Raw genomic sequence first — 10566 nt, 5'->3', positions numbered from 1 at the left:
GGGACAGCAGCGACGTGTCCCGTTGCCGGAAGGCCCTGCGCCAAGGAGAGGCCGACTCCTCGACTGGACGGGAAGCCGAACAACGCACAGCCCGCGCAGGTCAGCGTCCTCATCAACCCTTGAGGGTTCACAACAGTTGGGTGTTCATGAGTCGCGGTCACCTGGTGCGGAACCGGGCACCTGGTGACCGCTTCCCAGATTCGGGAAGATCGTTTCCCGTCCTGCGGCAGATCCTGGCAGACAGGGTGAGGCGGTGGCATACCAGGTCGACCACGACGATCCGTACGGTGAGCTCGTCGCCCTCGCTCACGATCTGGCCGAGGTGGTCGACTGGTTCGTCACAGACTCGGAAGGGCAGAAGCAGGTTCTCCTGGAGGGCATTCAGTGACAGTTGGACCCGTCCACGCTGGGTGTCCACGTCGATGATCTCGCCCTCAAACCGCTGGCCCGCTGGCCTACTTTGGTGGCTGGAAGCCGCCGATCTTCTGTTCCAGGAGTTCGGCGAGCCGTAGCGGGGTTCGGTCCTCGAACATCGGACCGATGAGTTGCACTCCCACCGGCAGGCCCTCGGGAGACCGGCCAGCAGGTACGGCGGTGGCGGGCAGGCCGGGCATGGTGGCCAGACCAGCCCAGACGAGCTGGTCGAAGTACGGGTACTCGACGCCGTCGATGTCGATCCGGCGTTCCAACACGTTGGGGTTGTGGTCGTGCGGGAACGCCGGGGTTGGTGTGATCGGACACACCACGGCATCGAACTCGGCGAACAACTGCCGCCAGCCGTGGCGATGGCGTTCGCGATGGTTGTTCGCCTCGATCCAATCCCGGTGGCTGAGCACCATGCCACGCAACCGCGTCGCGTCGAGACTCTGGTCGTCTGCGTTCAATGCGGCGGCGCGTGAACGCAGTTCCTCGTGCGCCTCGACGGGAAAACGGGCGACGGAACCCGAGAACAACAACTGCGTGTAGAGCGTGGCGGCTTCGGTGAGATCGGGCAGCAACGGGCTGTGCCGTTCGACGCAGGCGCCGCCGTCGATCAGCGCGTCAGCCACCCGGTTCACACCCGCCCGCACAGCGGACCCGGTCGGAATGAGCGGATGCTCGTCGAGGACCAAGACCCGGAAGTCGCGGAGCTGCTCGTGGCGCGCGGGCGGCAGCGTCACGTGGTGCGCCTTGCCGAGCGTCAGGGGATCTGGTCCGGCCATGACGTCGAGCAGGAGCGTGAGGTCGCGGGCAGTGCGCGCCATCGGACCGACGACGGCGAGGTCGAGGTCGACCGGCAAGGCCGGCTCGGACGGTGGGACCATGCCGCGGTTCGCGGCCAGTCCGAGTGTCGGCTTGTGCGCGTAGATTCCGCAGAAGTGCGCGGGGGTGCGCAGCGAACCGGCGAGGTCGGAGCCGATGGACAGCACGCCGAACCCGGACGCCAGGGCTGCCGCCGATCCACCGGAGGACCCGCCCGAGGTGCGATCGTGATCCCACGGGTTGTTGGTGGTGCCATAGATCTCGTTGAAGCTCTGGATGTCTTGCAGACCCATGGGCACATTGGTCTTACCGAGTACCACCGCGCCAGCGGCCTTGAGCCGCGACGTCTGTACGGCGTCCTCGGCAGGCACATAGTCCCGGTGTTGCGGCAGACCCCAGCTCGTGGGCAGCCCGGCGATGTTGTACGACTCCTTGACCGTCACCGGAATTCCGAGCAACGGCCGGACCTCGCCGCGGGCGCGCGCCTGGTCGGCACCGCGCGCGGCGGCTCGTGCACGGTCGAAGTCCGGTACACATATCGCGTTGATCACGTTGTCGTTGCGCTCGATACGGGCAATCGCCTCGTCGGTCAGTTCCGCCGAGGTCACTTCACCGGCACCTAGGGCAACCGCGAGTTCTTCTGCACTCCGAAAGTTCCACTCCATAAATCCGACCGTACTGACCTCTGGCAGAGGTCATAAAATACTGATTCACACAACGGAGTAGTTGGCTCAACTCATCATGTTGTTCTCCGGCCACAGAACTCTGCCCGAGCGATGGGCGAGGACCATCCCCGCAGTTGCGGGGCCACACTTCCACCTGCAAGTTCATCCGCGTTGGACCCGGTCTTTGGGGCCGAGCTCCGCCCGCCATGGCATGCGAGTGCCGGATTGATTGTCACGGCCTGTGCGAAGACATTGCAGGCCGTACGCAGTGGTTGCCAGTGAGACCACACGCTGCTTGCCGGGTGCTTGGATGGGCACCCGGCAAGCTTGCCGCCGGTCTCTCGTCTGCGGCTGGTCGAACTCAGGTGACTAGGCCGCCAGATGGGCGGCCACGGTCCGCAGCAACTCCCCGGCGTTGAGGGACTCGGTCAGATCGGGGATGTCCACCTCATGGAGCGTCTGTCCGTCCCCAGCCGCGATGACCGCGTAGTCGGGGGCCTTCCGGGCCTCCGACGCATGGCCTTCCTGCACGGCGACAACATCGCCGTTCCCCTCGGTGATGACGGTGAGTTTCATACGAGGCCGCCCCCTTGAAGGTTGTGAGTACCCGCTTCACTGCCGATGTTGCGGATCGTCACCCCGTACTCGGTGTATCCGGCCCCGGTCCTCCGCTTGCTGTGGTTGAACGCGATGTGAGTGGGGCCGTTGCCCGAAAGCTTGACATCGGGCCAGGCCGGTTGCGCGCCCCGATCCTCACCATTCGCAAAGTTGTACCACCAGGTGATCTGAGCACCGGCAGCCAGTGTGGTGACAGACCCGAGGTTGTTGAATGCCATGACTTCTTCCTCTCGATATCGGAAGTCGAAGTGCTGAGCAACTCGAATTGGGCACTCAATTTGAATCCGGCCCAAAACTCCTGCCGGGAAGTGCAATTCAAGTGGCGTAAGCCCATCATGGCGGTTAGGCATGAGACCGACCATCACCTGAAAGGGGGACACCTCCCGCGGAAGGCCCCGTCGCCGAAGGGCGCTAGTCAATCCCCCAGGGCAACTCCCACAGAATGGAACGCTCCTGGGCCCTGGAGAGCCGATGCGCCGTATAGGCACCCTGCTTCATCCAAGCGCACGCTTGCCATGAGCTGTGGATCACGCGCCCAAGGTGTAGCGGTCCTGATTCAGCATGAGCCCCGGGATACCTCAAGGCCACCCATCGCTATCAGACACATTCGGACGAGGAGTCACGGTGCCGGTCGGGAGGGCTGGCGGACAAGCACCCCGCCGACCAACGCCAGCGCGGCGTGGCCGGCAGGGCGAACGTGGCTTGACGAGGCGCTAGTTACCACGCAGGTGGGTGACCCCACCTCGGCAAGATCTCATGAGATGGGACATCCCAGGTGTCAACTCTGCCCCGGATCCCTGACCTTCCCTGTGACAGTCGGCCCCTCCGACCAACTGCCGTCCAGCTGGAATATGCTCAACTGCATCCGCAGAGCCTCCTCCGGCTCGGCCAGCGCGTCGGCAACCGTGGGCACGGACACTTCGATGCTCGTCTCGCCCGGGAGAATGGGGAACCAGTACTCGGCTCCCGACAGTGGACGCTCCGGATCGGGAGTCACACCGAGTTGGGCCAGCCACTGCGGATCGACGTCCTTCGTGGAGAGCTCCGGACCCCCGCCCGTCGACCGGAAGGCGAACCGGGCCAGGAAGACGCTGTCGGCCGGAGCGGAGAGCCTCACCCGCCAGGTGAGCCTCTCACCCTCAGCGACCGAGTCGGCGACCGGATCCACACTGATCACAGGCATGGGGTCGTCGTTCTCGGCGAGGACGCCCCCGGCGGCGGCGCCCACCGTCGTGCCACGCACGGCCTTGGCCACGACCGGGTGGTGAACATCGTTGTCGAAGGTGCGATTACCCCGGACCGTGATCGGCACACTCACGGAACCACCGGCCTGCAATTTCACCGTGCGGACCGTGGACCGGCCGCTTTTCGGGTCGATGACGCCGAGTTTGATCACGCCGGTGCCCTTGCCGGTGGCTCGGACTTTCACCCGGTGGGTGCGGGTACCCGAGTCCCCTTCCTTGACCGTCTCCAGATCGACGTCGACCCGCGGGAGCGGTACGGGATGCACTGCCGGAGTGCCGGGGCGCCAGCCCCAGGCGTCCAGCAGCCAAAGCTTGCCGGACGCGCCACGCGGCGTGAGCTCCAACGACCGAATCCGCTTCAGGTCGAGGCCGGCAGCGGTGGCGGCCTTCAGCGGGACGCGGAGCTCACGCGCCCAGTCAGAGGCCGTCCCGCTGGGGCCGGGGAGTCCGTCGACCTCCACCCGGCCGAGCGTCACACGCTTGCCGGAGGCGTCGGTCACGGCGATGTCGAGCCGGGTGCCTGAGATGTCCGGCGGGACGATCACCCGCAGGGCGAGCGCGTCGGAGCCGGCCAGCGAGAATGCGCGCTGCGGCGTCAGCTTCACCGGTGTGCCGGGCTTGTCCCAGTCGGCCCTGACCGCGTTGCGGCCCGGTTCGTCTTCGGTGTACTCCCAGGGTGCGAAGTGTGGCGACCGATTGGGCTCGGAGCGCTGGATGCATGCCTGGGCATCCCTCGGTGAGACCTGTTGACACACGCGCCCGTTGGTCACGGAGAGCGGGGCGTCGGGCAGGATCGCCGCGGTGCGGTTGCCGCCGACGGCATGGGTGAGCACCCGGGCGGGGCCGGCGGAGGGCGCACGGCGGCCAGATCCATCGAGGAGTGGGCGGACCCGGTCGTCGCCCGTGAGGAACAGCCGTGCTGCGGCGGCGATGTAGGTGGTACCCGCCGTCTGCTGCTGCTTGACGCTCAGCCTGGTCCCGGCCCCCGCCGAGCACACCGGATCCTCGTCGTCCCAGACGTCGTCGTGGGCGGGCGCTTCCGCCTGTCCCGGCGTCCACTCGGTGTTGAAGTAGTTGTGGTTGGCGCCGACCATGTACACCGCGCTGTGCAGTGCCGTGCCCCGGCCGATGCCCCGGGAGGCGTCGAGGTACATCTGCCCCTGCAGGTCGTTCATATCGCCGTCGCAGCCGGGCAGGATGGTCATGGAGGGCACATCCGGCGCGGGGTTCTGGCCGAAGATGGTGGGGCCGATGAGGACGGTGCCGCGGATCCGCCAGCGCACCGGACCCCGGGCGCCGTCCTCGGCGCGCGGGGGCGGAAACACGCTGTCGAGGGCCGCCCGGTTCACACCCTCGCCGCCCCGGGAATGGCCGACGAGGAGCACCTTCGAGAGATCCACGGCATCCATCGCTTGTACGGCTCCAGGGGCCTTCGCGGGCTTCGCCCCCCACTCCGCCCAGCGCGCCAAGTGCTGGCGCACCAGCGAGGACCGGGCCTGTGCCCCGGCATCGACCTTCCAGCCGTCCTGTCCGTTGACGCCGTTCGCGGAGATGGAAACCGTCACATAGCCCTGGGACGCGAGGTGCTTCTGGTCATGCCGATAGCCGCGGTAGCTCGGGATCGCCTTCTGTCCCGTCGGGCACGGCCACCGGATGTTCGACTCGTCCGTACCTGGCTCGTAGCAGGTGGTGTGGCGGCCGTGGAGGAAGAGTGCCAGGGGCCGCTTCCCTGGTGCATCCGTCGGACCGACGACCGTGGCCCGCATCTCCACAGGGTGCTTGTACCCCGGCAGTTTGACCGACTTCAGGGCGTACTCGCCGCTGGTGGTGCGGTACTTGCCGGCGACACCGGGGTCGACGGGGTTGGTGGGCAACGGGACCGGGGGCGTCGCCGGGGCCGGCGCACGCCGCTGGTCGGGCGCCCGGTGAGCGCCCGCGGCGTCCAACCGCCGCCAACCGGCGACCACTTGGAGCTCGCTCACCGGTCCCACTCTTGCCCGGTCGATACGGAGCCGGAAGGTGCGGTGATCGGAAGTGGCCTCAGGAACACCGAGCGTCCGTTCCCCGGAGCGGAACTCGATCAGGGCACTGCCCATGCCCACGGGCTCGGGCGAACTCCAGACCAGTTCCCCGTCCGCGATGTGCCACCCGCTCGGCAGCCGTTCCTCCGAGGCGCCCGGGGGCGCCCCGGGTATGGACTCGGCCGTCGGCTGCGCATGCGCAGCCCCGGCGGCCAGCGCCACAGCCGTCAGGGCGGCCGTCAGCGCGCGTGAGACCAGTCTCACGATGGTTCTCCTCGTCGTCGGTCAAGCCTCAGCTCACCGGGGATCCCGTGTGAGCCCTCGCACGGCCAGAGGGTGACGTACCGTCATCGGTTGCCTCGCGTGGAGAAGATGGCCGGAGTCCGTACGAAGCCCCAGCAGTCGACTCCCGCGGAACCCTCTTGGGTGACAGCCGCTCCCTGACCGGTGCGGAGGTGCGCCCAAGTCGTAGCGCGTCAGAAGAGGGAGCAGAAGCCTTCCGAATTGCCACAACTCCAGCTCAGATCAGGCGACTTCACCATCGCGACCCATTGTTGCGAAGCGTCATGGAAGGTTCATGGAGGGAGGTTCATAGCTCGCCGTTCAACCTCGGCGTGAGATGAGCCGGGCGAGTGATTCTGTCGGCCAGCAGAGCCAATCGAGGAGAGGGCTGGTGACCACGAACCAGTGGACACTGATACGGCCCTGCTCCTTCTCCAGGATCAGTGGTGCCTCATCCCGGTACACGTAGCGAAGGTACCGGTGGCGGAACGGCGTTCCGGCTATCAGCAGCACCGGTGAGGCGACAACGATGGCCATCGAAAAGAGGTATCCAACCGTCCCGTCGCATTGTGGGAGCTCGCACCGCCGGCCTGGGCGAGTTCTCCGACCGTCATCCCCTGCGCCGGGGCCACGCCCCCTCTCCCCATCTAGTCATTCGCGGGAGTGAAGCCAAAGTGGTACTTCTCCAGGCCCTCGATCGGAAAGACGACCCCCATCAACTCCCGAAACCGGGCATCAGCCGTATCTCCCCCAGCGCACCACACCCTCAGGGTGTACCGACTGTCCGCCCGGAGCCGGAACTCAAGCGCCGGTCCGTCGATATTGCACAGGATCTGCTGACCGGTTCCCGTCACCCATGGCCACTCACCGAGCAGCTCAAAATCGGAACCCGGGTCGGATACGGTCGGGGAAACCTCAATCACCACCGACGCGTCGTGAGCCTGCGCGTTGCTGACGATCAACGCAACGCCCTGGCCCACCCGCACTCGCGTCCCGTCCACCGGTAGTTCAGCCCAGAATGGGCGCTGTTCGCCTGGCCGTCGCATCTCATCCAGTCCAAAGATTGACCGGTCGATGGCCACCGCGCCCGTCATCCGGACAGTTTCGTCAACGGTCATACGAATTCCTCATGCCTCGACGCGTCCACTGGGCGGCGCCTTCGTGCACGGAATCGATCTCGCGCCCCACCGGTTCGACCGCCTCGATCGCCTGCTGCATTGCGGTGGTCAACCACGATACCGGCGGCCCTGCCTGCCGTACGGGCTGCCCGGTGCTAGGTGTGTGTGTGTGGGGGGCGGATCAGACGGAGGGGTCGGGTGACGTGCGGTTCCCGACGGGGGCCTGTTCCGCCTGCTGGGCGATGTGCGCCTGCGAGAAGAGAACCGCTACTCCGGTGATGCTCAGGATGCGCTCCAGGGACGCCGGCGGATGGTCCAGGTGGAGCCGTACATCTCGCGCGGTGGTTTTGCGATGGATCATCAAAAGGGCCGAGATGCCCATGGAGTCGCAGAACTGGAGCCCGGTGCAGTCGAGTCGCAGGTCGTGCAGTCCACGGTGAGTGGTGAGGCAGTGGTCGGCGTACCGGACCAGTTCATCGCTGGTGGCGTAGTCGAGGTCGCTGGTGAGTTGGAGGGTTGCAGTGCCCGCGGCGGCGTCAACGGTAAGGGTGAAGGGAGAGTGTGGCGGGCACATGGCGTGCGGTGAGGATGTCGGCGGTCCAGGTGATGAAGGTGGTGAACAGGTCGTCGTCATCGATGTAGAGGGCCGCGCCCAGGAAGTCGACGATGTGTCCGATGTCTTCGGCAGTGCGCTCGCGCTGTACAGCCGTGTACGCGGCCATCGCGGGGAAAACATCCTCAAGCCGGGTGAGGACTTCCTTGACGAGCTGCCCCTGGGAGCGGACGACGAGTGTGTATTCCTGGTCGGCGAGGTGGGGCAGGTCGTCGATCTGCTGCCGCCCGGCGGCGAGGCTGGGCGTGGGGATACCGTCGGAGAGCTGCTGGGCTGCGGCTCGTGCGTCGGGGGCCCAGGCGTTGACTCCGAGCAGACGGGCATAGCGGCCGTCGGGCCCGAAAGCCGCTCCGCCGGCGAGGACAGGCACGCCGATGGCCTGGCAGGCTGTGATCGCGGCGTGGGCGTCGGGCAGCCGGGTGGGGATGGACGAGGAGAGCGCGACGGCGTCCGCGCCGTTGTGGTGGAGGTGGGCGATGAGGTGCGGGGTGGGTACCTGTGCGCCCAGGAAGTCGACCTGCCAGCCGCGCAGTGTGAGGACTTCGGCGAGGAGACGGGCTGGCAGGACGTGCCACTCCTGATTCACACATGCCACGGTGACGCGGCCCAGCGCGGGTGGGGTACGGACCGCGGGGTGGTGGGCGAGGGTGGCGATGACGCGCTCAGTGATCGCGCTGGCGGCATGTTCCTGGGCGACGCTCAGCCGGTTGGCAGCCCACTCTTCGCCGACCTTCATCTGCACCGGGGCGATGAGATCCAGCAGAACCGTCTCCGGACTCACGCCGCCTTCCAGAGCGGCGCAGACGATATCTGCGGCACGGTACTCGTCACGGCAGGTCACCGCGGTCCACAGCCGGTCCCGCAGAGACCGAATGCCGCCGGCGCAGCCAGTGTTGTTCGCCTTCACGCTGTGTATCTGCCCCGAGTATGGCCGTTCACCGCGCTCAGGTGGGTCGTGAGGGGGGCACTGATCGCGATGGCCGCCATGTCGTCGTGGCTGGCACCGCGCACCCACTGCGAGGCGAGCATCTGAATCCGCTCGACGACGGCTTCTCCGGGCATCGCGGCGCACTCCGACAGCGCTCGTTTCAGACGGTCGTCGCCGAACAGTTCGTCGCCTACCGGTCCGCCGCGGGCCTCAGTGAATCCGTCCGTGTAGAGCACGCAGATCTCGCCCGGTTGAAGAACCGTCTCGACCGAGCGGACCTCAATGGTCGGGAGGGCTCCGATCAGAGTGCCGCGAGTGGGCACCTCCTCGACGCTGCCGTCCATGCGAACCACCAAGGGGGCGGGATGGCCTGCCGAGGTGAGGCGCAGCTGTACCTGGTTCTCCGTGCGCTTCACCGATGCCATCACCAGCGTGGCGAAGCGGGTGTGGTGGGAGGTCAGGAGGGCTCCGTTGAGAAGCTGCAGCATTCGTTCGTGGTCATCAGCCATCGGCATCAGCGCCTGCAGGGTGTTGCGGATCTTTCCGGTCAGAACGGCCGCGTCCAGGCCCTTGCCGCACACATCGCCGAGGATGACCAGTGACGCGTCGTCCGGGGTGCTGCCGGGGTGGGCATCGTAGAAGTCGCCGCCCACCCGTTCGCTGGCGTCGGCAGCTCGGTAGCCGCCGGCGATCTCCACCCCGTTGAGCCGGTGCAGCCGAGGCGGGAGCAGGTCACGCATGAGGGTCTGGGTTATGGCGCTCTGCTCGCTGTAGAGACGGGAGGCGGACAGGGCGGCGCCGGCCCGGGCGGCGAACAACCGGGCGAAGATCTCTTCGTTCTCGCTGAACTGCGCGTGGTCGGTGGTACGCAGCAGGATCAGGGCTCCGGCGGGCACGCCGTGGCCGGGTAGGGGGGTCACGACGACCGACCGGATCGTTTCGCTGTAGTCCGGCGGGACGGTCCAGTCGGGCAGGTTGGCGGGGTCGATCCACCGTGAGGGCACGGGCGGGAATCCCTGCAGCGCCTCACTGAGGCCGGGGAGTTGGGACGGATCGGCGGCGACCAGGGCATGGGTGACGTCCTGGCCTGCGATACCGAGTGCGAGGGGCAGCTTGCCGCCGGACGCCGGGGCGACGACGACCGCGACATCCGCCAGGTATTCGGCGGCCAGCCGCGCGGTGGCGGTCATGCACCTGTCGGTGTTCAACGAGGCCAGCAGGACGTTGGATGCCTCCGCGAGGAACCTGGTGCGTTCCCGCTCGGTGGCGAGCGCCTCTTCGGCGAGGCGCCGGTCGGTGTCGTCGACCAGCCACCACACCACACTTCCGTCCTCGCGCCGGGTGGGGTGCGCCTCGTAGCTGTGCGCGGCGATCCGCCCGGATACCGAGGGGAGATCCCCCGCGTGGCAACCGTTCCGGGCAGGACGCCATCCGTGCGCCACCGTTTCCCTGTGGGCGCGGGCCAGCCAGTTGGGGACCGCGTCCAGCATGCTTGCCCCCGGCGCCGCGCCTTTCAGGAGAAGGGCGGCGGCGGGGTTCACTTCCACGACGGTTCCGGCCGCATCGGCCACGATCGCGGGGTAGGGGGACAGGGCCCAGAGGCCGGAAGCGACGTACTGCTCGGATCTCGTGACGGAGACTCCCTCGGTAGAGGCCATGGAGAGGGCCCGCCCGGGGCGAACCGCACCACCCTTCCCAACTGGAGGAAAATACTTAACCGGCGGCAAGCATCACTCAGGCGCGTCATCGATAGCAACCCGCCCCCGGTGCCGCCTTCCGGTGAAAGGCCGCACCCGAGGGCGCCTCTCACCGTGAAGGTTCAGAACCTTCACGGA

At 67.3% G+C, this 10566-nt stretch carries 10 protein-coding genes; 1 reads left to right on the top strand and 9 read right to left on the bottom strand.

Annotated elements, in window-relative coordinates:
* The first annotated feature begins 253 nt into the window (after window positions 1-253).
* Entirely contained in the window at window positions 254-388 is a 135-nt protein-coding gene (locus OID54_RS34405; protein ID WP_329026039.1) for a hypothetical protein, read from the top strand.
* A gap of 67 nt (window positions 389-455) precedes the next feature.
* On the opposite strand, the gene OID54_RS34400 is transcribed toward OID54_RS34405, so the two are convergent.
* The 9 genes from OID54_RS34400 to OID54_RS34360 all read right to left on the bottom strand — a co-directional run bounded on the left by OID54_RS34400 (window position 456) and on the right by OID54_RS34360 (window position 10389).
* Complete coding sequence (locus OID54_RS34400; RefSeq protein ID WP_329026036.1) at window positions 456-1907, bottom strand: amidase; 1452 nt, start codon at window positions 1905-1907, stop codon at window positions 456-458.
* 369 nt (window positions 1908-2276) lie between these two features.
* Window positions 2277-2483, bottom strand: coding sequence for a hypothetical protein (locus tag OID54_RS34395; protein ID WP_329026034.1), 207 nt, complete (start codon window positions 2481-2483; stop codon window positions 2277-2279).
* Entirely contained in the window at window positions 2480-2743 is a 264-nt protein-coding gene (locus OID54_RS34390) for a hypothetical protein (RefSeq protein ID WP_329026032.1), read from the bottom strand. Before OID54_RS34390 ends, OID54_RS34395 begins: the two co-directional genes overlap by 4 nt.
* A 560-nt stretch (window positions 2744-3303) precedes the next feature.
* A complete protein-coding gene (locus tag OID54_RS34385; RefSeq protein ID WP_329026030.1) occupies window positions 3304-6054 on the bottom strand; it encodes a hypothetical protein in 2751 nt (916 codons plus the stop codon).
* A 339-nt stretch (window positions 6055-6393) separates the two neighbouring features.
* A complete protein-coding gene (locus OID54_RS34380) occupies window positions 6394-6609 on the bottom strand; it encodes a hypothetical protein (RefSeq protein ID WP_329026029.1) in 216 nt (71 codons plus the stop codon).
* A gap of 110 nt (window positions 6610-6719) precedes the next feature.
* The gene (locus OID54_RS34375) at window positions 6720-7166 is read right to left on the bottom strand and encodes a Haze protective factor 1 (RefSeq protein ID WP_329026028.1); all 447 of its coding nucleotides are present in this window, start codon (window positions 7164-7166) and stop codon (window positions 6720-6722) included.
* Between the two features lie 205 nt (window positions 7167-7371).
* Entirely contained in the window at window positions 7372-7764 is a 393-nt protein-coding gene (locus tag OID54_RS34370; protein WP_329026026.1) for an STAS domain-containing protein, read from the bottom strand.
* Entirely contained in the window at window positions 7727-8710 is a 984-nt protein-coding gene (locus OID54_RS34365; protein WP_329026024.1) for a cobalamin B12-binding domain-containing protein, read from the bottom strand. Before OID54_RS34365 ends, OID54_RS34370 begins: the two co-directional genes overlap by 38 nt.
* Window positions 8707-10389, bottom strand: coding sequence for a PP2C family protein-serine/threonine phosphatase (locus OID54_RS34360; protein ID WP_329026023.1), 1683 nt, complete (start codon window positions 10387-10389; stop codon window positions 8707-8709). Before OID54_RS34360 ends, OID54_RS34365 begins: the two co-directional genes overlap by 4 nt.
* Between the last annotated feature and the right edge of the window lie 177 nt (window positions 10390-10566).

The organism is Streptomyces sp. NBC_00690, from assembly GCF_036226685.1.
Taxonomy (GTDB): domain Bacteria; phylum Actinomycetota; class Actinomycetes; order Streptomycetales; family Streptomycetaceae; genus Streptomyces.
The sequence above is the reverse complement of the archived record's forward strand: the minus strand, read 5'-3'. Positions and strand labels throughout refer to the sequence as shown.